The sequence below is a fragment of the Microbacterium sp. NPDC019599 genome, from assembly GCF_040632175.1.
GTDB lineage: Bacteria > Actinomycetota > Actinomycetes > Actinomycetales > Microbacteriaceae > Microbacterium.
Genome location: NZ_JBEYBL010000004.1, coordinates 59,544 through 83,422 on the forward strand (window position 1 = coordinate 59,544; position 23,879 = coordinate 83,422).

A 23,879-nucleotide genomic window follows, 5' to 3' on the forward strand; every position below is an offset into this window, starting at 1 on the left:
CGCCCCTCACGGTTTCTGCGCGCGACCTAGGATGAGGCCCGAGGAGGGGCCATGGACGCGGATGCCGAGTCGGCGGCGCCGACGGATCCCGGTGCCGGACGGGCGAGTCCCGGCGCTGCCGCAGCGCACGCGGCGCCTGGCGCGGCGCCCGGTGCCGTCGTCGAACCCGTCGCGCCGCGGACTCAGCCGGATCGCCTCGTGGTCCCGGATGTCCTCCGCGGGATTGCGATCCTCGCGATGCTCATCGCCCACGCGGCACCGCTCGTGCGGTCGCTCCCGGAGCCCGTGCTGCTCGTGCAGGCGAACATCAACGACGTGGCATCCCCGCTCTTCGCGCTCGTCATGGGCATGTCGACGGCGATCGTCGTGCGCAAGGCGGGCCCGTCCTCACTGGAGCGGAGCCTCGTCGTCGGCCAGAACGCGATCCGCGGCCTCATCCTCGTCGGACTCGGTGTGTGGCTCAGCGCGTGGGGGTCGTGGATCGCGATCGTCCTGTCGTTCCTCGGCCTCGTCCTGATCATCGGCACCCCGCTCCTCCTGCTGTCGACCCGCTGGATCCTCGTGATCGCCGCCGCCGTCGTTCTGCTGAGCCAGCCCGTCAACGCGCTGATGGCTTCGCTGTTCACGACGTTCGACGGTGCGGTGCCGGAGCTCCTGCCCATCGACTGGCTCTTCACGAACTCGCACTACCGCGTGACGAACCTGCTGCCCTTCTTCCTCGTCGGGGCGGCGCTCCTGCGACACGGATTCCGCCGCGACACCGTGCTCCTCGGCATGGTCGGCGTCGCCCTGATGGCGTATCCGCTGCGGCCCCTGTACGAGGCCGGCGTCGCGCCGGCGCTCGGCGCGGACCTGCCGACCGTCATGGCCTGGACGCGCTCGGGCACGTGGCTCGACACGCTGCACGACGTCGGGCTCGTGTTCCTCGTGTACGCCGCGGTCGTCGCGCTCGCCGACGTGCGCTCGCCGCGGGCGGCCCGGATGATCGGGGCGGCGTTCGTCCCGTTCCGTGCGCTCGGATCGGTCTCGCTGTCGGTGTACGTGCTGCAGGTCGCGGTCGTCGCACTGATGGCGGCGCTGTCGCCCCTGGGCCAGGACAACCGCTGGCTCGAGTGGCTCGTGCTCGTCGTCGGAGTCAGCGCCGCCGGCATCCTGTGGTGGCGCTTCGTCGGCAAGGGTCCGATCGAGTGGGCGATCGGCATCGCCTCGGGGCGCTATCGGCTGCCGCGGCGGGCCCGGTAGGCCGGGGTTGTGCGCCCTGGGTCAGGCGCGGGCGAGCGCGTCCTCGAACGCGACCCACGCGAGCATCGCGCACTTGACCCGCGCGGTGTAGCGAGAGACGCCGCTCAGGGCTGCGGCATCCGAGAAGGTCTCCTCGTCGAGCTCGATCGTCCCGCGCGATCGCAGCGCTTCGCGGAAGCCGTCGACGAGGGCGGATGCCTCGGTCCGCGGCATCCCGTTCTCCTCCGCGACGAGCGACGCGAGCATCGAGGCCGACGCCTGCGAGATGGCGCAGCCGGCGCCCTCCCACGTGACGCCGCTCACGCGGTCGCCCTCGACGCGGACGCGCAGCGTGATCTCGTCGCCGCAGATCGGATTGCGCTGGTACGACGTCGCGACGCCCGGGCCCTCATCGACGAGGCCGAAGCCCACGCGTCGCTTCGAGTGGTCGAGGATGAGCTCCTGGTACAGCGAATCGAGGCCGCTCATCGGCCCGCCCCGAAGTACGCGCGCACGCCGGCGACGGCGTCGAGGAACGTGTCGACGTCGGCATCGGTCGTGTAGAGGGCGGCGCTCGCGCGGACGGATGCTGTCAGCCCGAAGCGGCGATGGAGCGGCTGGGCGCAGTGATGCCCGACGCGCACCGCGATGCCGCGGTCGTCGAGGAACTGGCCGACGTCGTGTGCGTGCACGCCGTCGACGTCGAAGGCCGAGAGGGCGACGCGCTCGACGCGCGGGTCGGCCGCGTCGCCGAGCAGGCGGATGCCGGGGATCGAGCGCAGGCCGTCGCGCAGGCGCCGCTCGAGGTGCCGCTCGTGCGCGTGCACGGCGTCCATCCCGACGGCCTCGAGGTACTGCACGGCGGCGGCGAGGGCGATCGCCTGCGAGACGGGTTGCGTCCCGGCCTCGAAGCGCTGCGGCGGCGGGAGGTACGAGGCTTCGTCGAGGGTCACGGTCGTGATCATGGAGCCGCCCGTGAGGAACGGCGGCAGCGCCTCGAGGACCTCGGGGCGGCCGTAGAGGCCGCCGATCGCGTAGGGGCCGAGCATCTTGTGCCCCGAGAACACCGCGAGGTCGACGCCGAGCGCCGGGAGGTCGAGCGGCAGGTGCGGCGCGGACTGGCACGCGTCGAGCACCGTGATGGCGCCGGCCGCCTGCGCGAGGGCGACGAGCTCGGCGACGGGATTGACGATGCCCAAGACGTTCGAGACGTGCGGGAAGGCGACGATGCGCGTGCGCTCGCCTATGAGGGATGCCGCGGCCTCGAGGTCCAGCATTCCGTCGTCCTGAACGGGGATGTGGCGCAGCGTCGCACCCGTGCGGAACGCGAGCTCCTGCCACGGGATGAGGTTCGCGTGGTGCTCGGTCTCGGTCACGACGATCTGGTCGCCGGCTTCGAGAGCGAAGCGGTCGGAGCCGCGGCCTGCGCTCGCGTTGCCGATGGCGTACGCGACGAGGTTGATGCCGGCGGTGGCGCCGCTCGTCCAGACGAGCTGCTCGGGCCGGGCGCCCACGAAGCCCGCGACCGTGACCCGCGCGTCTTCGAAGAGCTCGGTCGCCTCGGCCGCGAGGGTGTGCGCGCCGCGGTGGACGGCGGCGTTGGCGCCCGTGAGGAAGGCGACCTCGGCGTCGATGACGGCGCGGGGCTTCTGGCTCGTCGCCGCGGAGTCGAGGTACACGAGCGGTGCGTCGCCGATCCGGCAGCTCAGGATCGGGAAGTCGCCGCGGAGCGTCTCGGGCGCGAGGGTCGTCGTGGGTGCCGTGGTCACTGTTCAAGGCTACGCGTGACTTCTGGGCGCGGGGCGGGTCGGTCCGGGGCCCCTGCGGACTGGAACCGCTACGCGTGACTTCTGGGCGCGGGGCGGGTCGGTCCGCCGGCCGATCGCGCAACCAGCGCTACGCGTGACTTCTGGGCGCGGGGCGGGTCGGTCCACTCGCGGCCTCGATGGGCGGGGGCCTGGCTCCTAGGCGGCACCGCGAGAACGCGCGTATGTCCTCAATTCGGGGTCGGATGAGGACATAAGGGCGTTCTCGCGAGGGGTGCGGGAGGCGGACGGGGGTCAGCGCCGTCGGCGGACCCGGGGTCCGGTCTGGTCGGGCCGCTCGAGGCTCGACTTCTCCACGACGGGGACGCTCTCGGCCGACGGCTCGAACGGCCGGCCGGCGCGCTCCTGACCAGGGACGGGGCGGGAGCGGCGCCCGTAGATGAGCTCCGATGAGTCCAGCAGCCACGGCACGAGGGTGATCGTCACGCCGTGGATGAGCATGAGCTGCTGTCCGATGCGGCTCGCGCGGCGGTTGTGCAGGAGGCTCTCCCACCAGTGGCCCACGATGTACTGCGGCAGGTACACCGTCACGACCGAGGCGCCGTGCTTCTCGCGGTACTGCTGGATGAAGTCGGCGACGGGGCCGGCGTATGTGCGGTACGGCGACTCGATCACGACGAGCGGGATCGGCATGCGGTGCGCCTCCCACTCCTTCTGGATCGAGTCGGCCTCCTCCTTCGTGACGGCGACGTGGATCGCGAGCGTCTTGTCGTGCTTCGCGGCGAGGGCGTAGTCGATGGCCTTCGCGACGGGCTTCTGCAGCCGGTTGACGAGGATGAGCGCGATGTCGCCCGCCGCGCCGAAGTGGGCGTCGTCGTCCATGCGGATCTCGTGCTCGACATCCCGGTAGTACCGGTTGACGCCGACCATGAGGATCGCGAGCACGGGGATCGCGATGAAGACGAGGTACGCGCCGTGCGTGAACTTCGTGATCGTGACGATGACGAGCACGAACACGGTGAGCGTCGCGCCCAGGGTGTTGATGACGAGGCCCTTGATCGTCGACCTTCGCTCGGCTCCGGCCTTGGGGTCGCGCCGGGCCTCGATCCGCGTCGTCTCGCGCAGGAGGCGCCGCCAGTGCCGCACCATGCCGATCTGGCCGAGCGAGAACGACACGAAGACGCCGATGATGTACAGCTGGATGAGCGTCGTGAGGTTCGCCTGGTAGAGCACGATCACGCCGATCGCGACGATGCCCAGGATGATCATGCCGTTCGAGAACACGAGCCGGTCGCCGCGCGTGTTGAGCGCTTTCGGGGCGTAGCCGTCGCGCGCCAGGACGGCGCCGAGGAGCGGGAAGCCGTTGAAGGCCGTGTTCGCCGCGAGCAGCAGGACGGCCGCGGTCGCCGTCTGGATGATGAAGAACGGGATCGACCCCATGCCGAACGTCGCGGCCGCGACCTGGGCCATGAGGCTCGGCTGCGGCGTGGTGTCGCAGTCGAAGCCGATGAGGTTGCAGGGGTCTTCGGCATAGTGCACGCCCGAGATGAGCGCGAGGGCCGTGAGTCCCGCGAAGAGCAGGACGGCGATCGTGCCCATGAGCGCGAGCGTCGTCTGGGCGTTGCGGACCTTGGGCTTGCGGAATGCCGGGACGCCGTTGGCAACCGCCTCGACACCGGTCAGCGCCGAACAGCCGCTCGAGAACGCGCGGAGGATGAGGAGCAGCACCGCGGCCTGCGTGAGGGACTCCGCCTGGACGGCGTACTCCGCGCTGGAGGCGACGGGCGGGTTGCCCAGCAGGGTCTCGACGAGTCCGACGACGATCATGACGGCGACCGAGCCGATGAAGACGTAGGTCGGGATCGCGAAGAAGAGCGACGCCTCGCGCACGCCGCGCAGGTTCACGACGATGATCAGGATGACGAAGCCCACCGCGAGCTCGACGCGTGCAGGGTTGAGGAACGGCAGCGCCGAGATGATGTTGTCCACGCCCGACGACACCGAGACGGCCACCGTCAGGACGTAGTCGACGAGCAGGGCGGATGCCACGACCACGCCCGGGATCTCGCCCAGGTTCTTGCGCGCGACTTCGTAGTCGCCGCCGCCCGACGGGTACGCCTTGATGAGCTGGCGGTAGCTGACCACGACGACGATCAGGAGGACCACGACGGCTGCGGCGACCCACGGGCTGAACGCGAGGAAGGCCAGCCCTCCCGTCAGGAGGATCATGAGGAGCTCCTGCGGCGCGTAGGCGACCGACGAGAGAGCGTCGGAGGCGAAGATCGGCAGCGCCATCTTCTTGGGAAGCAGGTGCTCATCCATCGCCTCGGACGACAGCGGGTCGCCGATGAGGATGCGCTTGGCGATCGGGGATTCAGCTGCGCCGGGCTCGCGTCCGTCGGTTGTCACGGCGGGCGATGTTACTCGCATGGATACCGTGAACCCGCATCAGGAGGGGCATCCTTACGCTTTCCTCACGCCCCGTCGGCCCGACCCGCCGGCCGCGAAACTTCACGAACGAGGCCGGATTCCGGCGTGTCGAGCACCGTTCGTGAAGTCTCGCGAACGGTGGACCGGGTCGGCTCAGCCGAGGAACTCCCGTGCTGCGACGACGAGGGCGTCGACTCCGCGCTCGATCGTGGGGTGCAGGACCGGCGCGAAGAAGGGGGAGTGGTTCGTCGGGATGTCGCGCTCGAGCGTGCCGCCCGCGAGGGCCGCGGCGAAGGCCTCGGGGTCGACGCCGCCCCAGAACCAGTACACGAGCGGGACGCCGGCCTCGCGCGCGAACCACGAGACGTCCTCGCTGCCCGTGAACATCCCCGGGTCGACGACCGTGCCGTCGCCGAACGCCGCGTCGAACGCCTGTGAGAGGCGCGCCGTCGCCTCGACGTCGTTGATCGTCGGCGGAAGGGAGTGGTCGACGACGATCTCGGGATGCTGCTCCGCACCGGATGCCGCGGCCTCCGCGCGCACGATCCGCTCGACCTTCTCGAGCACGCGTGCACGCGCGGCGTCGTCGGGGTAGCGCAGGCTCAGCTCGAGCTTCGCCTCGGCGGGGATGATGTTGTTCTTCAGCCCCGCGTGGATCGAGCCGACGGTGACGACGGCGACGTCCCGCGGGTCGGTCTCGCGCGACACGATGGTCTGCAGGCGCATGACGGTCGCGGCGGCCATGACGACGGGGTCGATCGTCGAGTGCGGACGCGACCCGTGTCCACCACGGCCGAACAGGGTGACCGTGATGCCGTCGGAGGCCGCCATCTGCGTGCCGGAGCGCACGCCGATCGTGCCGGCCGGGAGCGGAGTGAGGTGCTGGCCCAGCACGATGTCGGGCTTCGGGAAGCGCTCCAGGACGCCGTCGGCGATCATCGCGTGAGCGCCGGCGCCGTACTCCTCGGCGGGCTGGAACACGGCGACGACGGTGCCCGACCATTCGTCCCTCGACCCCACGAGCCGCTCGAGGGCGCCGAGCAGCGCCGTCACGTGCATGTCGTGGCCGCACGCGTGCATGACCGGCACGTCCTGACCGGAGGGGTCCACACCCCGCGCCTTCGAGGCGTACGCCAGCCCCGTGCGCTCCTCGACCGGCAGCCCGTCCATGTCGGCGCGCAGCCAGACGACCGGTCCGTCGCCGTTCGCGATGACGGTCGCGACGCCCGTCTTGCCGAGGCCCTCCTCGAACTCCAGGCCGAGCTCGGCGAGCTTCTGCGTGACGATCCCCGCCGTGCGCGTCTCCTGGAACGACAGCTCGGGGTGCCGGTGCAGGTCGGTGTACAGGGCCTCGAGGTCGATCGTCATGCGGTCGAGCCTAGCGATCGGGCGCGGGCCCCTCCCCTGAGGCCGGCATCCGTTCGCGAACCCACCCCTTCGCCGCGACCCCACCCATTCCGGTGCGCAGAATCCGGTGGGTTCGCCAGGAAAGGGTGGGTTCGCCGGGAAAGGGTGGGTTCGCCGGGAAAGGGTGGGTTCGCCGGGAAGGGTGGGTTCGGGAGCGGAGGTGCCGGTCAGGGCGAGGGGAGGCGGGCCGTCGAGCCGCGGACGATGAGCTCGAACGGCAGGTCGGCCCGCGCCTGGCGCACGCCGGCCGCGGGACTGTCGAGCTCAGCGAGGATCGCGCCCGCCGCCCGCTCGCCCTGGCGGAGCGGGAACTGGTCGACCGTCGTGAGGCGGAAGAACGCGCCGAGCTCGTGGCCGTCGATGCCGGCGACCGAGAGGTCCTCCGGCACGCGGTAGCCGAGCTCGCGCGCCGCGAGGATCGCTCCGATCGCCATCTCGTCGGATGCAGCGACGATGGCCGACGGATTCGCGCCGGGCCGCCCCAGCAGCTGCTTCGCGGCCCGGAACCCGCCCTCGATCGTGAAGTCGGCCGGCTCGTACAGCTCCGGGCGGGCGGGGATGCCGGCATCCGCCAATGCCTGCTCGAACCCCCGCCGCCGGTGCGTCGGGATGTGGAAGTCGAGGTCGTACTCGGGACTCGCGCCGATGTGGGCGATCGCGCGGTGGCCGAGGGCGATCAGGTGCTCCGTCGCCAGCCGCGCGATCGCGACGTCGTCGACTGTGAGCGTCGTCAGGCGCGGGTTCGGCCCGCCGATCGCGATGACCGGCAGGTCGAGCTCGACGAGACGCTCGGTCTCCTCCTCGCCGAGCTCGATCGAGATCGCGATGACGCCGTCGACGCGCTGGCGCCGCAGGAACGTGTCGAAGATCTCGCGACGCTGATTCGGGTCGGCCGTCAGCTGGTACAGCGTGATGTCGTAGCCGAGGCGCTGCAGCGCCGTCGCCGTCCCGCTCAGGACCGTGCTGAAGAACCAGCGGTCGAGGAACGGGACGAGGACGCCGATGTTGCGCGTGCGCCCCGACGCGAGGCTCGACGCGGATGCCGAGACGACGTACCCGAGGCTCTTGGCCGCCGCCTCGACGCGCGCACGGGTCGGCTCCGAGACGTTGCCGCGTCCGCTCAGCGCCCGCGAGACGGTCGCCGTCGAGACGCCTGCCTCGCGAGCGACCTCGTCGATGCTGACCACGTCACCACACCCCTTCGCCGCCGAGCGGCGTGCCGATCAGTCGTCGGCGAGCCAGACGGCCGTGTCGGCCGGGAGCGTCTGCCCGGCGAGGGGGCCGCTCGACGCGATCACGATACCGTCCGGCAGTGCGACCGGCGCGTCACCGGTGTTCGCGACAACCGTGATCGTGCGGTTGCGGAACGCCAGGACGCCGTCGCGGCAGCCCTCAAGCCATTCGACGTCGCCCGCACCGAGGCCGCGTGCGCGTCGGGCCGCCAGCAGCGAGCGGTAGAGCGAGAGGGTGGATGCCGCGTCCCCCGCCTGCGAGTCGCGCGCGAGCGACGACCACTCGGCCGGCTGCGGCAGCCAGGACTCGCCCGACGGGCTGAAGCCGTACGCCGGCGCGTCGGACGTCCACGGGATCGGCACGCGGCAGCCGTCGCGGCCGTAGCGCTCGCCGCCCGTGCGGAACCACGTCGGGTCCTGGCGCGTGTCGTCGTCGAGCTCGATGACCTCGGGAAGACCCAGCTCCTCGCCCTGGTACAGGTATGCCGAGCCGGGGAGGGCGAGCATCACCGTCGTGGCGGCGCGGGCGCGCTGCAGGCCGAGAGCCGCGATGGGCTTGCCCGGCGACTTCGGCCCGATGCCGTGACCTTGCGGGTTCTCCGCCGTCAGCGCGAGGCGCGACGCGTGCCGCACGACGTCGTGGTTGGACAGGACCCACGTGCTCGGAGCGCCGACGCCGCGGTAGATGCGGAGCGACTCAGTCACCACCTCGCGCAGCGCCGCGGCATCCCACGGCGTCTCGAGGTACGCGAAGTTGAACGCCTGGTGCATCTCGTCGGGGCGCACCCACAGCGCCGTCTTCTCGGCCGTCGGCAGCCACGCCTCCGCGCACAGCGCACGGTCGCCGTCGTACTCGGCGAGCAGCTCGTGCCAGTCGCGGTAGATCTCGTGGACGCCGTCCTGGCCCCAGTAGGGCACATCGTCCTCGTCGCCGCCCATCGATCCGCCCTCGGGGTCGTGCTCGTGGTCGGGCAGGCCCTCGGCCTTGATGAGGCCGTGGGCGACGTCGACGCGGAAGCCGTCGACGCCGCGGTCGAGCCAGAAGCGCAGGATGCGGCGGAACTCGGCGCGCACCTCTTCATTCGTCCAGTCGAAGTCCGGCTGCGACGAGTCGAACAGGTGCAGGTACCACTGGCCGAGGGTCCCGTCGGCCTCGATGACGCGCGTCCAGGCCGGCCCGCCGAAGACCGACTCCCAGTTGTTCGGCGGCACGTCGCCGTCGAGACCCTTGCCGTCGCGGAAGAGGTACCGCGCGCGCTCCGGGCTGCCGGGCGCGGCCGCGAGCGCCTGCTGGAACCAGTCGTGCTGGTCGGACGAGTGGTTCGGCACGAGGTCGACGATGAGTCGGATGCCGCGGCCGTGCGCCTGCGCGAGCATCTCGTCGAAGTCAGCCAGCGTGCCGAAGAGCGGGTCGACGTCGCAGTAGTCCGAGACGTCGTAGCCGGCATCCTTCTGAGGTGAGCGCTGGAACGGGCTCAGCCACAGCGCGTCGACGCCGAGGTCCTTGAGATCGTCGAGCCGCGCCGTGATGCCGGGCAGGTCGCCGACGCCGTCGCCGGAGCTGTCCGAGAACGAGCGGGGGTAGATCTGGTAGATGACGGCCGTGCGCCACCATTCGGCTCCGGACGCGGCCGGGCGCGCGTCGACGAGGTCGATCTGGGTCGAAGTCATTCGTACAGGGTACTGCAAGCGCTTACATTCGCCATCCAGCACCCGTTCGGGCACAGGACGGACTTGTAGGGTGGCGCCGTGGCCGCTTCCGATCTCGCCCGCGCCGAGTCGCTCATCCGGACGATCCCGGACTACCCCGAGCCGGGTGTCCTGTTCCGCGACATCACGCCTCTGCTGGTGGATGCCGCGGCCCTCCGCACCTGCATCGACGCCCTCGTCGAGCCCTTCGCGGGCGAGTTCGACGTCGTCGCGGGGATCGAGGCGCGCGGCTTCCTGCTCGCGGGAGCCATCGCGATCGCCTCCGAGGTCGGCCTCGTGCCGATCCGCAAGGCGGGCAAGCTGCCCCGGCCCGCGGCATCCGTCTCCTACGCGCTCGAGTACGGCACCGCGACGATCGAGGCCCACGACGACCTGCACGAGGGAGCTCGCGTGCTTCTCGTGGACGATGTGCTCGCGACCGGCGGCACGCTCATCGCCGCGCACGAGCTCGTCGCCGCCCTCGGCGGCACGGTCGTGGGGACCGCCGTGCTCATGGAGCTCGACGCGCTCGGCGGGCGGGATGCCGTCGGCGACGTGCACTCGGTCTTCCACGCCTGAGGACAGCATCCGGGTCTCTCAGGCCCCTCGCTCAGGGGGTTCGTCTCCGTCGAACGCGCGCTCGGATGCTGTGAGATCCCGCATTCCACGGAGATGAACGTGAGCGCGCGAGGGGCCGGCCGCCCTCGGGAGGCGCGTTGCGGGCTCGTGACGGCGCGGTAAAACCCCGGCGACAGGCCTTTTGCGGGTGCGGTTGCATGCCTTAGCGTCGGCGCACGCCCGAATCGCAAAGCTGGGGACGAGGCGTCTCCCGGAAGCGCGGGGGACGTGCATCCGCAGACCTGCCAACAGGGCCAAGGACCGAGGGCAGTGTGCCCGGCGCCCCTCGGATGGACGGCGGCGGGGGCCCGGGAGACCGGATCAGCCCGGGCCCCGCCGACGCGGAGGGCCCCGCGTCTACCGGTCGTTGAGCGAGGAGCGCAGCGACGAGACGAAACGCGTCAGACGAAGGTCGGCAGGTCGAGCCACGCGTCGGGAGCGGCATCCGCTCCGTCTCGCGTGATCGTGCCCTCGATCAGGCCGTAGGGCCGGTCCGCCGCGTAGAAGACCTCGTTGGGGTTCTCGAGGCCGAAGGGCGACAGGTCGTAGACGAAGTGGTGCTTGTTGGGCATCGCGAACCGCACCTCGGCGATCTCGGGACGCGCCTCGATCGCGGCCTTGCCCATCGCGAAGAGCGTCTGCTGCAGCGCGAGCGAGTGCACGGTCGCGAAGGTGGACAGGAGCACGGCGGACACCTCGGCGTACAGGCCGTTGTAGTCGATGCCCGCCTCGACGGCCTCCGGCAGGAACCGCCACCGGCCCGTCACCGAGGTCGCCATGATGCGGTCGTCCGTCTCGAGGAGCGTCGTGTAGCGGTCGCGCGGGAAGCCGGCGAACTCGCTGCCCGTCGACTTGAGCACGGTGAGGTCCTTGATCCCGCCCGTGACGTGCGTCTGTCCGTCCACGACCTGTACGGCCGCCAGGCGCGTGCCCTGGCCGTTGCGGACGAAGGAGTGGTCGTGCGGCCTCCCGTCGACGAGGATCCGCTCCCACTCGTACTGCTCGGCCTGCCACAGGCCGCCCTCGATCCAGTCGAACTCGCTCGTGAAGTGGCCGGCGAGCGTCAGCAGGAACTCCTCGGGGGAGGTGATGCCGTGCTCCTTCGCGAACGCGAACACCGTGTTCTTCTGGGTGTCGGTCGCGACGACCTTGCTGTTGTCGCCCGTCAGGTACGAGTCGACGAGAGCCGCACCGCGCAGCTGCGACGTCACGCTCAGGTCGACGATCTCGTGCCGCGGGGTGTCGCGGACGATCCGCACGACGCGGTTCTCGGCCTTGCCGTACTTGTTGGCTCCGAGGCTCACCGAGACCATGACTAGCTCCCTCTGTAGGTCGAATACGCGAACGGGCTGAGCAGAAGGGGCACGTGGTAGTGCCGGCTCGATCCGTCGTCCGCGGCTTCGACGATGAAGGTCACGATGACGTAGGGGTAGAAGGTCGGGCTCCCGCGCTCGGCGAAGTACTCGCCCGTCAGGAACGTCAGGGTGTAGTCACCGGGCTCCAGCCGGTCGGGGCCGATCGCGAGGCGCCCGTCGGCGTCGGTCGTCCCGTGCGCGATGATCGTGCCGGGCGACTCGGCGAGCACGGCATCCCCCGAGGCCGCGGCGAGCACGACCCCGACCCCCGCCGCGGGCTCGCCCGTCGCGGCGTCCAGGATGTGGGTCGTGACGTGCGTCATGCGGGACTCCTCGTGGTGGCGGCATCCGTCACGGTCGCGCGGAGGCGCAGGACCGCGATCTCGGCGAGCTGGCCGAGCGCTTCGGCCGCTTCCGTCTCGTCGTCGTTGCCGAGTCTGCGCTGCAGCTCGGCGAGCATCTCGGCGGGCGAGCGGCCCGCCGCGCGGATGAGGAAGACGCGCCCGAACCGCTCCTCGTACGCCGCGTTGCCGGCCGCGATGGCCGCCGTCACGTCGTCCCCGGCCGTCGCCATCGACGCCTGTTCGCGACGGGATGCTGTCGCCTCGGCACCTGCACCGGCGGCGCGCTCGCCGATCCGCGGGTGGTGGGCCAGCGCCGCATCGAGATCCGCGCGGGTCCAGGCGGCCGCGGCCGTCGTGGCCGTTTCGGCGAGGTCGTCGACGGAGGCGTACGGGCGGCGGGCGATGACAGCATCCGTCCATGCCGGGATCGCCGCCCACACACCGACCGTCGCGGCGGCATCGGCCGCCTCGAGCGTGTTGAACTCGGCGAGCTCCATGACGTCACGCTAGTCGCCCGGCGTTTCCCGGGGGTTACGGCGTCAGCGCTCGGCGTGGACGATGAGCCACTGCGCGACGGCCGGCTCGCCGCCCGTGTTGTGGATGCGGTGCGGCCGGGAGCACGGGAAGCTGATGGCGTCGCCGGGGCGGAGGATGACGCGCTCCTCGTCGAAGTCGATCGTGAGCTCGCCCGAGATCATCGTGCCGACCTCGTAGCCGTCGTGCCGGAAGAGGTCGTCGTCGGCGTGGGCCGTGCTCCCCGGCGGATACGTCGACTCGAAGTAGTCGACGCCGGGGGTCCGGCCGGGGGAGAGGCGGCGGAAGGTCACCCCGCTGTCCAGGACGACGTTCGAGGCGTGCTCGGCGCGCTGCAGCGCGAAGCCGGATGCCGTCGCAGCCACCTCGGCCACGACGTCGTCGCGCGCGTCGAAGACCGCCGCGAGCGGCACGCCGAGCGCGTCGGTGATCGCGATGAGCCGCGAGACGCTGGGGTTGAGGACGCCGCGCTCGATCTGCGACACGGCGCTCGGCGAGATGCCCAGCGCGTCGGCGAGGGCGCGGGCCGACATCCCCTGCTGCTTGCGCAGGCGGCGCAGGCGGGACCCGACGTCGGACAGGGAGTCGACGCCCACCGAACCGGTCGCTGGAGCCATGCCTTGCATCCTAGGGCGGGTTCGGGCGGGCCTCCCAGAAGTGCGCACCGTCGGTAGTGCGTGAAGGGCCAACTTCACAAGGGTGTTACACGAACGAAACCAGGAGCGGGGCATGAAGCAATAGCTTCACTTCAGCACCACCAGGCCGCGGACTCCACGTCGTGGTCATGTTCATTGACCCGGGCCTCCGCCCGCTTCTCCTGGAAGGTACCCCCCATGACCCCTCCCGAAGAGTCCGCGCCCGTCGCGGCTCCGCCCACCAAGCCGCAGGACATCGTCGAAGCGGCAGGACACCCCGTCGGCTCCGGCAACATGAAGCCCGAGTACGACCCGCGCCTCGCGAACGAGGACCTCGCGCCGCTGCGCAAGCAGAAGTGGAACTGGTACAACATCTTCGCGTTCTGGATGTCGGACGTGCACTCCGTCGGCGGCTACGTGACCGCCGGCTCGCTCTTCGCCCTCGGCATCGCGGCGTGGCAGGTGCTCGTGGCCCTCGTCGTCGGCATCGTCATCGTGCAGGTGTTCGTCAACCTCGTCGCGAAGCCGAGCCAGAAGACGGGCGTCCCCTATCCCGTCGTCAACCGCGCGATCTTCGGCATCCGCGGCGCGAACATCCCCGCCATCATCCGCGGTCTCATCGCCATCGCGTGGTACGGCGTGCAGACCTTCCTCGCGGCCGAGTCGCTCAACATCATCTTCCTGAAGTTCGTCCCGGGCTCGGAGGCCCTGCTCGAGCCGTCGTTCCTCGGACTGTCGGCACTCGGCTGGATCTCGTACTCGATCCTGTGGGTCGCGCAGGTCGCCCTGTTCTGGAACGGCATGGAGGTCATCCGCCGGTTCATCGACTGGGCCGGCCCTGCCGTCTACGTCGTCATGATCCTGCTCGCCGGGTACCTCGTGACGCAGGCGGGCTGGGAGAACATCGACTTCAACCTGTCCGAACCCGGCTCGGAGCCCGCGACCTTCTGGGGCACGATCGGCCTCATGGCGATGGCGATCGGCATCGTCGTGTCGTACTTCTCCGGGCCGATGCTGAACTTCGGCGACTTCGCCCGGTACGGCAAGTCGTTCAGCCAGGTCAAGCGCGGCAACTTCTGGGGCCTGCCGGTGAACTTCCTGTTCTTCTCGCTGCTGACGGTCATCACGGCGGCGGCGACGGTGCCGGTGTTCGGCGAACTGATCGTCGACCCCATCCACACCGTGCAGGCGATCGACACGCCCTTCGCGATCCTCCTCGGCGGCCTGACGTTCGTCACGGCCACGGTCGGCATCAACATCGTCGCGAACTTCATCTCGCCCGCCTTCGACTTCTCCAACGTCGCACCGCACCGCATCTCGTGGCGCATGGGCGGCATGATCGCCGCGGTCGGCTCGGTGTTCCTCATGCCGTGGAACTGGTACTCCAACTCGACGGCGATCCACTATTCGCTGGGCCTGCTCGCCGCGCTCATCGGCCCGCTGTTCGGCCTGCTCATCGCGGGGTACTACGTCGCTGCCCAGCAGCGGATCAAGACCGACGAGATGTTCACGATGTCCGACAAGGGCGCGTACTGGTACCGCAAGGGCTACAACCCGAACGCGATCAAGACGCTGCTGTGGGCCGGCATCCCGACGATCATCCTCGCGATCTTCCCGAAGATGTTCGCCGACATGGGCCTGTTCGACATCTCGTGGATCGGCAACTTCACGTGGTTCATCGGGTGCGGCCTCGGCTACGGCTTCTTCGTCCTCTTCGAGAAGCTCGACCCGCGGGTCCCCACGTTCGCGGGCGAGACGGAGGCCATCTCGGACGGCACGCTCGACGGCGCCGCCGCCACGGCGGCGTCCGAGCCGGCTGCGGTCTCGGCCGAGATCCCCGTCGTGGCGGATCGCCCGTGAGGATCACCCTCCTGAATCCCAACACCTCCCGGGCGATGACCGCGAAGATCGCGGCCGCCGCCCGGGAGGTCGCGGGGCCGGGCGTCGAGATCGACGCGGTGTGCCCCGAGGCCGGAGCCGACGCCATAGAGAGCCACGTGGACGAGGTCTACGCCGCGCTCGCCGTCGTCGAGCTCATCGAGCGGGATCAGCGGCGCGGCGGCAGCGACGCGTACGTCATCGCGTGCTTCGGAGACCCGGGCCTGGATGCCGCGCGCGAACTCGTCGACGTGCCGGTGGTCGGCATCGCCGAGGCGGCGATGCACGTCGCCGCGATCTCGGGCAGGTCCTTCGGCGTCGTGACGACCCTGAGCCGGACGCTCGGCCGCGCGCAGGATCTCGTCGTCAGGTACGGGATGACCTCGGCCTGCGTCTCGCTCGCGGGCTCCGGCATCCCCGTCCTCGACCTCGAGGACACGACCTCAGCGGCATTCGAGACGATCGCGGGACTCTGCGCCGACGCCGTCGCGGGCGGCGCGGACGTCGTCGTGCTCGGCTGCGCCGGGATGGCCGACCTGTGCCATGAGCTCTCGGCGCGGGTCGGGGTGCCGGTCGTGGACGGCGTCGCCGCGGCAGTCGGGCTCGCGACGGGCATGGCGCGGATGGGCGCGGGCACGAGCAAGCGCGACGAGTACGCCGAGCCGCCCCGCCGCCCGCGGGCGGCCGCCGCGCGCGACTGGGCGGAGCGGGCCGGAAGCGAGGAGATGCTCGAAATCGAGGAGCGAAGAGCGGGTTCCCCTCCTCGTTTCGCACCATCTCCTCTGTTTCGCGCATGACGGGGCGCGAAAAGGCCCGGGGCCGGGACGCGGATCGGGTAACACCCGGGAAACGCTGCCGGTCTAGCGTGAGCGCATGACCGGATCCACGACCCTCGCCGCCCGGCGAGCCTTCGTCGACGGCGCCTGGACCGCGGCCACGGTGCGCATCGAGGAGGGCGTCATCGCCGCGATCGAGCCGTTCGACGCGGCAGCCGCCGACCTCGTCCCCGACGACGCCGTCCTGCTGCCCGGGCTCGTCGACTCGCACGTGCACCTGGACGAGCCGGGCCGCACGGAGTGGGAGGGGTTCGCGACGGGGACGGCCGCCGCGGCGGCCGGCGGGGTCACGACCGTGCTCGACATGCCGCTGAACTCCGTCCCCGTCACGACGACCGTCGCCGCGGTCGCGGCCAAGCGGGCCGCTGCGGCCGGCAAGCTCGCCGTCGACCTCGGCTACTGGGGCGGCGCCGTGCCGGAGAACCTCGGGAGCCTCCGGGCGCTCGCCGACGCGGGAGTCGTCGGCTTCAAGTGCTTCCTCTCCCCGTCCGGGATCGACGAGTTCGGGCACCTCACCTCGGCCCAGCTCGAGGAGGCGCTCGCCGAGATCGCCGAGTTCGACAGCATCCTCATCGTGCACGCGGAGGATCCGGCGCACCTCCACGGCGACGGGCCCCTCGGCCGGAGGTACGCCGACTTCCTCGCCTCGCGCCCGCCCGCGAGCGAGGACGCCGCGATCCGCACCGTGATCGAGGCATCCCGCCGCACGGGCGCCCGCGCGCATATCGTGCATGTCTCGGACGGCACGGCGCTCGACGCCGTGCGCGCCGCCAAGGCCGACGGCGTGCGCCTCACGGTCGAGACGTGCCCGCACTACCTGACGCTGCGCGCCGAGGATGTTCCGGACGGGGATGCTGCCTTCAAATGCTGCCCGCCGATCCGCGACGCCGCGAACCAGGACCTCCTCTGGGCAGGCCTCCTCGACGGCACGATCGACGCGATCGTGAGCGACCATTCACCGTCCACCCGCGCACTCAAGGAGCAGGGCGGCGGCGACTTCGGCCTCGCGTGGGGCGGGATCGCGGGCCTGCAGACCGGGCTCGCCGCGGTGTGGACCGAGGCGCGCACGCGCGGCATCCCGCTCGAGCGGATCCTGCCGCTCTTCACGAGCGGGCCTGCGCGGATCGGCGGACTCGGGACGCGCGGGACGCTCGCCGTCGGCGAGCCGGCACACCTCGCCGTGTTCCGGCCGGATGCGCCGTGGACGGTGCGGGCGGCCGACCTCGAGTACCGCAACAAGCTCTCGCCGTGGGACGGCGCGACGCTTCATGGCCGTGTCGAGGCGACCTGGGTGCACGGCGCGCTCGCGTACGACGGTGCTGTCGTGGCCCGGAACGGGCGTGAGATCCTGGCGTCCACCGCCGCCGAGGCTGGCGCAGCCGCGACCACCGCGGCAGCGGCACCCGGCACGCAAGCCGCCGGGGCGCCCGGCGCGCAAGCCGCCGGGGCGCCGGGCGCCGAAGCCCTCGCCGAAGAAGGAGCACTGTGACCGTCGAGATCCTCCAGCCGGGCACGGGCGAGGTGCCGGGCGACCACTACCTGCGCTCGACGCCCGAGACGGTGCTGTGGGGCCGACTGCCGTGTGCGACGGATGCCGCCGTCCTCACGATCACGCCGGGCGCGACCGTCACGGTCGACACCGTGAGCCACGAGGGCATCCTCGAGGACCAGGGGAAGGACCCCCTGGCCTATTTCGGCCGGCACGGCGTGGACGCGGCATCCGTGCTCGAAGACGCCGTCGAGATCGCCGCGGCGGTCTCGCGCGACCCCGCGGCGGACGGGCCGCACATCGTGACGGGGCCGATCCGCGTCGAGGGAGCCGAGCCCGGCGACCTGCTCAGGATCACGGTCGAGCGGCTCGTGCCGCGCGTGCCGTACGGCGTCATCTCCAACCGGCACGGCAAGGGCGCGCTCGTCGGTGTGCTGCCCCGCAGCGAGGGCAGCGTCAGCGTCTTCACCCCGGTCGAGGAGCGCGGCGGCGCGCTCGTCGGCGTCCTGCCGATCCAGGACGGCGGCGAGCGGGTCGTCGAGTTCCCGCTCGCGCCGTTCCTCGGCACGATGGGCGTCGCCGTCGCGTCGGACGAGCGGCCGCACTCCGTGCCCCCGGGGTCGCACGGCGGCAACATCGACATCAAGCTCCTGACCGAGGGCTCCGTCCTGTACCTGCCGGTCCAGGTGCCGGGCGCGCTCGCGTACCTCGGCGACCCCCACTTCGCGCAGGGCGACGGCGAGGTCGCGCTCACGGCGCTCGAGGCATCCCTCCGCGCGACGCTGCGGTTCGACGTCGTCCCCCGCGCGCAGGCGCTCGCGGCCCTCGGCGACGTCACGGGACCGCTCGTGCGCACGGCTGAATACCTCGTGCCGACGGGGCTCGACCCCGACCTGAACGTCGCGATGCGCAACTGCGTGCACGCGGCGATCCGGCTCATCTCGGCGCGCTGGGGCATGGAAGAGCACCTCGCGTACGCCTATCTCAGCGCAGCGACGGACTTCGACATCTCGCAGGTCGTGGACATCGTGTGCGGCATCCATGCCCGCATCCGCCTCGCCGACTTCGCCGGCGTGGCCCGCCCCGGGGAGGCCACCGATGTCTGACGCGAACGCCCTCCCCGACGACCTGTTCACCGCCTTCGAGGACTATGAGCGCGCCATCCTGTCCAACGACCTCGACGCGCTCGACGCCGCCTTCGCACCGGGACCCGACACGATCCGCGGCGACGGTGCGGGCCTGCTCGTGGGCCACGACGCCATCAGTGCGTTCCGGGGCGTGCGGGGCGGCGTGCCCCCGCGGACGATCGAGCGCGTCGAGTACCGGCCGCTGAGCGAGGATGCCGCGCTCATCGTGTCGGTGTCGCGCTACCTCGGCGGCGGCACGGGCCTGCAGACGCAGCTGTGGGAGCGCATCGCCGGGCGCTGGCTCATCACGGCAGCGCACGTCACGCCGCGCGCGCAGGCGCTGGACCGATCGGTGTGGCGCACGGTCGGGGATCCGCTGTACCAGGGCGCCTGGGAGGGGCCGCTCGCCGGACTCACCGTCGCGGTCAAGGACCTCTTCGCGATCAAGGGCTACCGGATCGGCGCGGGCAACCCCGCCTTCCTCGCCGAGGCGCGCGCGGAGTCGACGACCGCGCCCGCCGTCGGCGACCTCCTGCGCGGCGGCGCGTCGCTGCGGGGCATCGCGCGCACGGACGAGTTCGCGTACAGCATCGCGGGCGACAACGTCCACTACGGCACTCCGCCCAACGGCGCGCTGCCGGGTGCGCTGCCCGGCGGCTCCTCGAGCGGACCGGCCTCGGCCGTCGCGACGGGCCAGGCCGAGATCGGGCTTGCGACCGACACGGCGGGGTCGGTCCGCGTGCCGGCCTCGTACCAGGGGCTGTGGGGGCTGCGCACGACGCACGGCCTCGTGCCGCGGCAGGGCCTCCTGCCGCTCGCGCAGTCCTTCGACACTGTCGGCTGGCTCACGCGCGACGGCGCGACCCTGCAGCGGGTCGTGGACTGGTGCCTCAGCTACGACGGATCCGAGTCGACCGAGAGCGTGTACGGCGAGTCCGGCGCGGACCTGCCGTGGCGCCTGTTCGTCCCCGAGGAGGTGCTCGCGGCCGTCGAGCCCGAGACGCGCGCCGCCTTCGAGGGGCTGATCGTCAGGGTCGCGGCATCCGACGACCCGCCCTTCTTCGCCCGCGTCGCGCTCGGGAGCCTCGACGAGTACTTCGAGCCCTTCCGCACCGTCCAGGCGGCGGAGGCCTGGCGCAACAACGGCGAGTGGCTCCGCGAGCATCCGGATGCTGTCGGCCCCGCCGTCGCCGAGCGCTTCCGCCTCGCATCCGCGGTGACGCCCGAGGCCGAGGCATCCGCTCGCCGCGCGCTCGAGCCGCTGCGCGAGCAGGTGCAGGGGCTCGTGGCGAACGCCGTGCTCATCATGCCGACCGTGCCCGGGCCCGCGCCGCTGCGCACGCACGGCGGAGAGCACGTCGACGCCGTGCGGCAGGCGACGCTGCGCATGACGACGCCCGCCGCCGTCGCGGGCCTGCCCGCCGTCTCGGTGCCGCTGCTCACCGTGCCGTCCCGCCTGGGGCCGGCTCCCGTCGGCGTGTGCCTCGTCTCGCGCGCGGGCACCGACATCGCGCTCGTGCGCCTCGCCCGCCGCCTCGCGCGCATCGTCGCCGACCCGACCCTGCCGGAGCTGTCATGAGTCGCATGTCCACCCCGCCCGCCCGTCGAACCCACCCGCTTCTGCCGAGCCCACCCGTTTCCGCTGCCCGGAGCGGGTGGGTTCGGCGAGAAGGGGTGGGTTCGGCATCGCTGCGGCGCGCCCAGGAGAGAGAGGTCTCATGAACATCCCCGGACCGATCGATCCGCCCGCGCGGCTGCTCATGGGGCCCGGGCCCATCGGCGCCTACCCGAGCGTCCTGCGCGCGATGTCGGCGCCCCTCGTCGGGCAGTACGACCCCTTCATGACGGCGACGATGACCGAGACGCAGGAGCTGTACCGCGGCGTGTGGGCGACGGCGAACGACGCGACGCTCCTCATCGACGGCACGTCGCGCGCCGGCATCGAGGCTGCGCTCGTGTCGCTCATCCGTCCCGGCGACCGCGTGCTCGTGCCCGTCTTCGGACGCTTCGGCCACCTCCTCGCCGAGATCGCCGAGCGCGCGATGGCCGAGGTGCACACGATCGAGACGGACTGGGGCCAGGTGTTCCCGCCCTCGGTCATCGAGGAGGCGATCGTGCGGGTCCGCCCGGCGCTCCTGGCCCTCGTGCAGGGCGACACCTCGACGACGATGAACCAGCCGCTCGACGAAGTCGGCGCGATCTGCGCGAAGCACGGGGTGCTGTTCTACACGGATGCGACAGCATCCCTCGGCGGCAACGCGTTCGAAGCCGACGCGTGGGGACTGGATGCCGCGACGGCAGGCCTGCAGAAGTGCCTCGGCGGGCCGTCAGGATCGGCGCCCCTCACGCTCTCGGACCGCGCCTTCGAGATCGTCCAGGCGCGCAAGAAGATCGAGGCCGGAATCCGCGAGCCCGGCGACCCCTCGGCGCCCGACTTCGTGAGGTCGAACTACTTCGACCTCGGCATGATCCTGGATTACTGGGGTCCGCGCCGCCTCAACCATCACACCGAGGCCACGTCGATGCTCTACGCGGCGCGCGAGTGCGCGCGCGTGCTCCTGCTGGAGGGGCGGGATGCCGTCATCGAGCGGCATCGGGTCGCCGGCTCCGCGATGCTCGCGGGCGTGCAGGCGCTGGGTCTCACCGTCTTCGGCGACCTCGGCCACAAGATGAACAACGTCGTCGCGGTCGAGATCCCCGAGGGCGTGCCGGGGGACGCCGCGCGCGCCGCGCTCCTCGACGACTTCGGCATCGAGATCGGGACTTCCTTCGGCCCGCTCCACGGCCGCGTGTGGCGCATCGGCACGATGGGCTACAACGCCCGCAAGGACGCCGTGCTCACGACGCTCGCCGCCCTCGAGGCGACGCTCGCGCGCTTCGGCGTCGCCGTGCCTGCAGGCGCGGGCGTGGATGCCGCGACCGACATATACGCGGGTGCAGCGTGAGCAGCGGCTGCGCGTGGGGCCCGGAGGCCGGATGATCCCCCGCCTCGATGCCACTCCCGACCAGATCGCCTCGGCCGCCCGGCGGGTCATGGCGCGCTGCGACGAGCTCGCGCGCGTCACGTCGACGCCCGGTCGCATCGAGCGCGTGTACCTCTCGCCCGAGCACGCGCGCGTGAACCGCCTCGCCGCCGAGTGGATGCGCGAGGTCGGCATGACGACGAGGCAGGATGCCGCGGGCAACCAGGTCGGACGGCTCGGGCCGCCCGACGCCCCGGCGCTCCTCCTCGGCTCGCACCTGGACACCGTCCCCGATGCGGGCCGGTACGACGGCATCGCGGGCGTGCTCATGGCGCTCGAGGTCGTGCGCCTCCTGCGCGCGCCCGGTCCGGACGGCACGTGGCTCTCGCCCTTCCCCTTCGCGCTCGAGGTGGTCGCCTTCTCGGACGAGGAGGGCACGCGCTTCGGCAAGGCCCTCCTCGGCTCGTCGGCCGTCGCGGGGTCGTGGTCCGACGAATGGTGGAGCCTGACGGATGCCGAGGGCACGACCGTGCGCGAGGCCTTCCTCGACTTCGGACTCGACCCCGGGCGCATCGACGAGGCCGCCCGGCGCCCGTCCGACCTCGTCGGCTACCTCGAGGCGCACATCGAGCAGGGGCCCGAGCTCGACCGCCGCGGCGAGTCGCTCGCCGTCGTGTCGTCGATCGCGAGCGCGCGGAGGTTCCAGCTGCTCGTCGAGGGCGAGGCGCGGCACGCGGGCGGCACGCCCTACGACATGCGTCGCGACGCGCTCCTGGGCGCATCCGAGGCGGCGCTCGCCGTCGAGACGATCTGCCGCGCCGAGCACCACATCATCGGCACGGTCGGGCAGCTCGAGGCCTTCCCCGGGGCGGTCAACATCGTGCCCGGCGAGGCCCGGTTCAGCCTCGACCTGCGCGGCGAGTTCGACGGCGAGCGAGACCGCGTCTGGAACGCGATCGCGCGCGAGCTCGACGCGATCATGGGCCGCCGCGGCCTGCGCTGGAGCGCGCGCGAAGTGCACAGCGCCCCCGCCGTCTTCTGCGCGCCGCTCCTGCAGGAGGTCATCGGCGCCGGCATCGCCTCGACCGCGCCCGTCGCGCCTCCCGTGACGCTCTTCAGCCCCGCGGGGCACGACGGCATGGCGATCGGCGCCATCACGGACGTCGGGATGCTGTTCCTCCGCAACCCCGACGGCATCAGCCATCACCCCGACGAGGCCGTCTCGACCGATGACGTGGGCCTCGGCATCCGGGCCCTCGCCGAGGCCGTGCTGCACCTGGCCGCCGAGCCGACCTGACCCGAAGGGCCAGCGCGTTTCGTCTCGGTCGCTTCGCTCCCTCGCTCAACGACCGTGATCGGTCGTTGAGCGAGCGAAGCGAGACGAAACGCCGGCGCCGGGCGCACACGTTCAACGTCCCATCTATCGATTCCTTTGCATTACCGATCGATAAACGATAGATTCCTGCTGTTACTCGACGGAGGAGGGTGTGATGGGAAAGGCAACCGTGGTGATCCTGCAGGTCGTGATCGCGCTGGCGCTCGCCGGTTCGCTCGTCGTGCAGACGTTGATCGTGCCGGCCGTGTGGCGGGACCTCGAGGGAACCGCCCAATGGTCCCGGATCACCTTCGTGACGCTCCTCGTGGCGGCCGTCCTCACGATGCAGGTGTTCGCCGTCTGCATCTGGATGCTGCTGACGAGGGTTCGCAAGGGCTCGGTGTTCTCGGAGTCGTCGTTCCGGTACGTCGACGTCATCGTCTGGGCGTTCGCGGCCGCCGCCGTCATCGTGTTCGCGATCGCGGTCATGCTCGCGCCGGGCGGGGCGGCACCCGGCATCGTCGGCCTCATCTGCGGTGCCGCACTCGTGCTCGGGGGCATCGCGCTGCTCGTGGTCGTCATGAAGACACTCCTCAGGCAGGCGATCGAGCGCGGGAACGAGGCCCGGGCCCTGCGTGCCGAGCTGGACGAGGTGGTCTGAGTGCCCATCGTCATCGACGTGGACGTCATGCTCGCGCGCCGAAAGATGGCCGTCGGCACGCTCGCCGAGCGGATCGGCATCACGCCCGCCAATCTCGCGGTCCTCAAGAACGGACGTGCGAAGGCCGTGCGCTTCACGACCCTCGACGCCCTGTGCGAGGTCCTCGACTGCCAGCCCGGCGACATCCTCCGCTGGGAGCCCTCCCCGCCTGCGCAGGAGGTCTGACGGGCCCTTCCCAGTGGCGCGGTCGCGGCACGTCCCCGTTCGCAACTCAGGCTGGATCGACCCCGCCGGCTCTCAGAGGCGGTTTCGCGGCGTGTCGCCGCTGGCCAGCCTGAGTTGCGAACGCAGTCCGGCCCCTACCGAGGCAAGGTGGCGG

21 protein-coding genes are annotated in these 23,879 nt (G+C 71.5%); 11 read left to right on the forward strand and 10 right to left on the reverse strand.

Annotation, left to right across the window (positions count from 1 at the left end):
• The first annotated feature begins 51 nt into the window (after positions 1–51).
• Positions 52–1,242, forward strand: coding sequence for a heparan-alpha-glucosaminide N-acetyltransferase domain-containing protein (locus ABZ477_RS09135; RefSeq protein WP_360131237.1), 1,191 nt, complete (start codon positions 52–54; stop codon positions 1,240–1,242).
• A gap of 21 nt (positions 1,243–1,263) precedes the next feature.
• On the opposite strand, the gene sufU is transcribed toward ABZ477_RS09135, so the two are convergent.
• From sufU to ABZ477_RS09165, 6 genes are all read right to left on the reverse strand, one after another.
• Complete coding sequence (gene sufU, locus ABZ477_RS09140; RefSeq protein WP_360131240.1) at positions 1,264–1,710, reverse strand: Fe-S cluster assembly sulfur transfer protein SufU; 447 nt, start codon at positions 1,708–1,710, stop codon at positions 1,264–1,266.
• Positions 1,707–2,990 carry a SufS family cysteine desulfurase gene (locus ABZ477_RS09145; protein WP_360131243.1) on the reverse strand — a complete coding sequence of 428 codons (1,284 nt, stop codon included), beginning with the start codon at positions 2,988–2,990 and terminating at the stop codon, positions 1,707–1,709. The genes sufU and ABZ477_RS09145 overlap by 4 nt, the downstream gene beginning before the upstream one ends.
• A gap of 291 nt (positions 2,991–3,281) precedes the next feature.
• Complete coding sequence (locus tag ABZ477_RS09150; RefSeq protein ID WP_360131246.1) at positions 3,282–5,417, reverse strand: APC family permease; 2,136 nt, start codon at positions 5,415–5,417, stop codon at positions 3,282–3,284.
• A gap of 153 nt (positions 5,418–5,570) precedes the next feature.
• Positions 5,571–6,785, reverse strand: a complete 1,215-nt coding sequence (locus ABZ477_RS09155; protein ID WP_360131249.1) for an amidohydrolase — start codon at positions 6,783–6,785, stop codon at positions 5,571–5,573.
• Between the two features lie 206 nt (positions 6,786–6,991).
• Entirely contained in the window at positions 6,992–8,011 is a 1,020-nt protein-coding gene (locus ABZ477_RS09160; protein WP_360131252.1) for a LacI family DNA-binding transcriptional regulator, read from the reverse strand.
• 36 nt (positions 8,012–8,047) lie between these two features.
• Positions 8,048–9,727: a glycoside hydrolase family 13 protein gene (locus tag ABZ477_RS09165; protein ID WP_360131255.1), complete on the reverse strand. Its 1,680-nt coding sequence runs from the start codon at positions 9,725–9,727 to the stop codon at positions 8,048–8,050.
• Positions 9,728–9,805: 78 nt separating this feature from the next.
• Here ABZ477_RS09165 and ABZ477_RS09170 point away from each other — a divergent pair, with 78 nt between their 5' ends.
• Positions 9,806–10,324, forward strand: coding sequence for an adenine phosphoribosyltransferase (locus ABZ477_RS09170; RefSeq protein WP_360131258.1), 519 nt, complete (start codon positions 9,806–9,808; stop codon positions 10,322–10,324).
• A gap of 440 nt (positions 10,325–10,764) precedes the next feature.
• Here ABZ477_RS09170 and pucL read toward each other — a convergent pair whose 3' ends face one another.
• Genes pucL through ABZ477_RS09190 form a run of 4 tightly spaced genes read right to left on the reverse strand, consistent with a single transcriptional unit; the run spans position 10,765 to position 13,213 of the window.
• The gene (gene pucL / locus ABZ477_RS09175) at positions 10,765–11,676 is read right to left on the reverse strand and encodes a factor-independent urate hydroxylase (RefSeq protein WP_360131261.1); all 912 of its coding nucleotides are present in this window, start codon (positions 11,674–11,676) and stop codon (positions 10,765–10,767) included.
• Between the two features lie 2 nt (positions 11,677–11,678).
• Positions 11,679–12,041 carry a hydroxyisourate hydrolase gene (gene uraH / locus ABZ477_RS09180; RefSeq protein ID WP_360131264.1) on the reverse strand — a complete coding sequence of 121 codons (363 nt, stop codon included), beginning with the start codon at positions 12,039–12,041 and terminating at the stop codon, positions 11,679–11,681.
• Positions 12,038–12,559 carry a 2-oxo-4-hydroxy-4-carboxy-5-ureidoimidazoline decarboxylase gene (gene uraD / locus ABZ477_RS09185; protein ID WP_360131268.1) on the reverse strand — a complete coding sequence of 174 codons (522 nt, stop codon included), beginning with the start codon at positions 12,557–12,559 and terminating at the stop codon, positions 12,038–12,040. Before uraD ends, uraH begins: the two co-directional genes overlap by 4 nt.
• A gap of 42 nt (positions 12,560–12,601) precedes the next feature.
• Positions 12,602–13,213 (reverse strand): XRE family transcriptional regulator, encoded by a 612-nt coding sequence (locus tag ABZ477_RS09190; protein WP_360131271.1) that lies wholly within the window; start codon positions 13,211–13,213, stop codon positions 12,602–12,604.
• A gap of 216 nt (positions 13,214–13,429) precedes the next feature.
• Between ABZ477_RS09190 and ABZ477_RS09195 the strand changes: the two genes are divergently transcribed.
• The 9 genes from ABZ477_RS09195 to ABZ477_RS09235 all read left to right on the forward strand — a co-directional run bounded on the left by ABZ477_RS09195 (position 13,430) and on the right by ABZ477_RS09235 (position 23,725).
• Positions 13,430–15,091 (forward strand): NCS1 family nucleobase:cation symporter-1, encoded by a 1,662-nt coding sequence (locus ABZ477_RS09195; protein WP_360131274.1) that lies wholly within the window; start codon positions 13,430–13,432, stop codon positions 15,089–15,091.
• Entirely contained in the window at positions 15,088–15,906 is an 819-nt protein-coding gene (locus ABZ477_RS09200) for an aspartate/glutamate racemase family protein (protein ID WP_360131278.1), read from the forward strand. The genes ABZ477_RS09195 and ABZ477_RS09200 overlap by 4 nt, the downstream gene beginning before the upstream one ends.
• A 76-nt stretch (positions 15,907–15,982) precedes the next feature.
• Positions 15,983–17,434, forward strand: coding sequence for an allantoinase AllB (allB, locus tag ABZ477_RS09205; RefSeq protein ID WP_360131282.1), 1,452 nt, complete (start codon positions 15,983–15,985; stop codon positions 17,432–17,434).
• A complete protein-coding gene (locus tag ABZ477_RS09210) occupies positions 17,431–18,540 on the forward strand; it encodes an acetamidase/formamidase family protein (protein ID WP_360131287.1) in 1,110 nt (369 codons plus the stop codon). The genes allB and ABZ477_RS09210 overlap by 4 nt, the downstream gene beginning before the upstream one ends.
• Entirely contained in the window at positions 18,533–20,140 is a 1,608-nt protein-coding gene (locus ABZ477_RS09215; protein ID WP_360131290.1) for an AtzH-like domain-containing protein, read from the forward strand. Before ABZ477_RS09210 ends, ABZ477_RS09215 begins: the two co-directional genes overlap by 8 nt.
• Before the next feature lie 139 nt (positions 20,141–20,279).
• Entirely contained in the window at positions 20,280–21,506 is a 1,227-nt protein-coding gene (locus tag ABZ477_RS09220) for an alanine--glyoxylate aminotransferase family protein (RefSeq protein ID WP_360131293.1), read from the forward strand.
• A gap of 31 nt (positions 21,507–21,537) precedes the next feature.
• Entirely contained in the window at positions 21,538–22,821 is a 1,284-nt protein-coding gene (locus ABZ477_RS09225; protein WP_360131296.1) for an allantoate amidohydrolase, read from the forward strand.
• Between the two features lie 193 nt (positions 22,822–23,014).
• Positions 23,015–23,500: a DUF2975 domain-containing protein gene (locus ABZ477_RS09230; RefSeq protein WP_360131300.1), complete on the forward strand. Its 486-nt coding sequence runs from the start codon at positions 23,015–23,017 to the stop codon at positions 23,498–23,500.
• Entirely contained in the window at positions 23,501–23,725 is a 225-nt protein-coding gene (locus tag ABZ477_RS09235; protein WP_360131303.1) for a helix-turn-helix transcriptional regulator, read from the forward strand.
• Positions 23,726–23,879 lie beyond the last annotated feature (154 nt).

Bases quoted from the DNA above. Each gene is read 5' to 3' on its own strand.
- ABZ477_RS09135 (WP_360131237.1), top strand. From the start codon at position 52: ATGGACGCGGATGCCGAGTCGGCGGCGCCGACGGATCCCGGTGCCGGA.
- sufU (WP_360131240.1), bottom strand. From the start codon at position 1,710: ATGAGCGGCCTCGATTCGCTGTACCAGGAGCTCATCCTCGACCACTCG.
- ABZ477_RS09150 (WP_360131246.1), bottom strand. From the start codon at position 5,417: ATGCGAGTAACATCGCCCGCCGTGACAACCGACGGACGCGAGCCCGGC.
- ABZ477_RS09155 (WP_360131249.1), bottom strand. From the start codon at position 6,785: ATGACGATCGACCTCGAGGCCCTGTACACCGACCTGCACCGGCACCCC.
- ABZ477_RS09165 (WP_360131255.1), bottom strand. From the start codon at position 9,727: ATGACTTCGACCCAGATCGACCTCGTCGACGCGCGCCCGGCCGCGTCC.
- pucL (WP_360131261.1), bottom strand. From the start codon at position 11,676: ATGGTCTCGGTGAGCCTCGGAGCCAACAAGTACGGCAAGGCCGAGAAC.
- uraH (WP_360131264.1), bottom strand. From the start codon at position 12,041: ATGACGCACGTCACGACCCACATCCTGGACGCCGCGACGGGCGAGCCC.
- uraD (WP_360131268.1), bottom strand. From the start codon at position 12,559: ATGGAGCTCGCCGAGTTCAACACGCTCGAGGCGGCCGATGCCGCCGCG.
- ABZ477_RS09190 (WP_360131271.1), bottom strand. From the start codon at position 13,213: ATGGCTCCAGCGACCGGTTCGGTGGGCGTCGACTCCCTGTCCGACGTC.
- ABZ477_RS09195 (WP_360131274.1), top strand. From the start codon at position 13,430: ATGACCCCTCCCGAAGAGTCCGCGCCCGTCGCGGCTCCGCCCACCAAG.
- allB (WP_360131282.1), top strand. From the start codon at position 15,983: ATGACCGGATCCACGACCCTCGCCGCCCGGCGAGCCTTCGTCGACGGC.
- ABZ477_RS09215 (WP_360131290.1), top strand. From the start codon at position 18,533: ATGTCTGACGCGAACGCCCTCCCCGACGACCTGTTCACCGCCTTCGAG.
- ABZ477_RS09220 (WP_360131293.1), top strand. From the start codon at position 20,280: ATGAACATCCCCGGACCGATCGATCCGCCCGCGCGGCTGCTCATGGGG.
- ABZ477_RS09225 (WP_360131296.1), top strand. From the start codon at position 21,538: ATGATCCCCCGCCTCGATGCCACTCCCGACCAGATCGCCTCGGCCGCC.
- ABZ477_RS09230 (WP_360131300.1), top strand. From the start codon at position 23,015: ATGGGAAAGGCAACCGTGGTGATCCTGCAGGTCGTGATCGCGCTGGCG.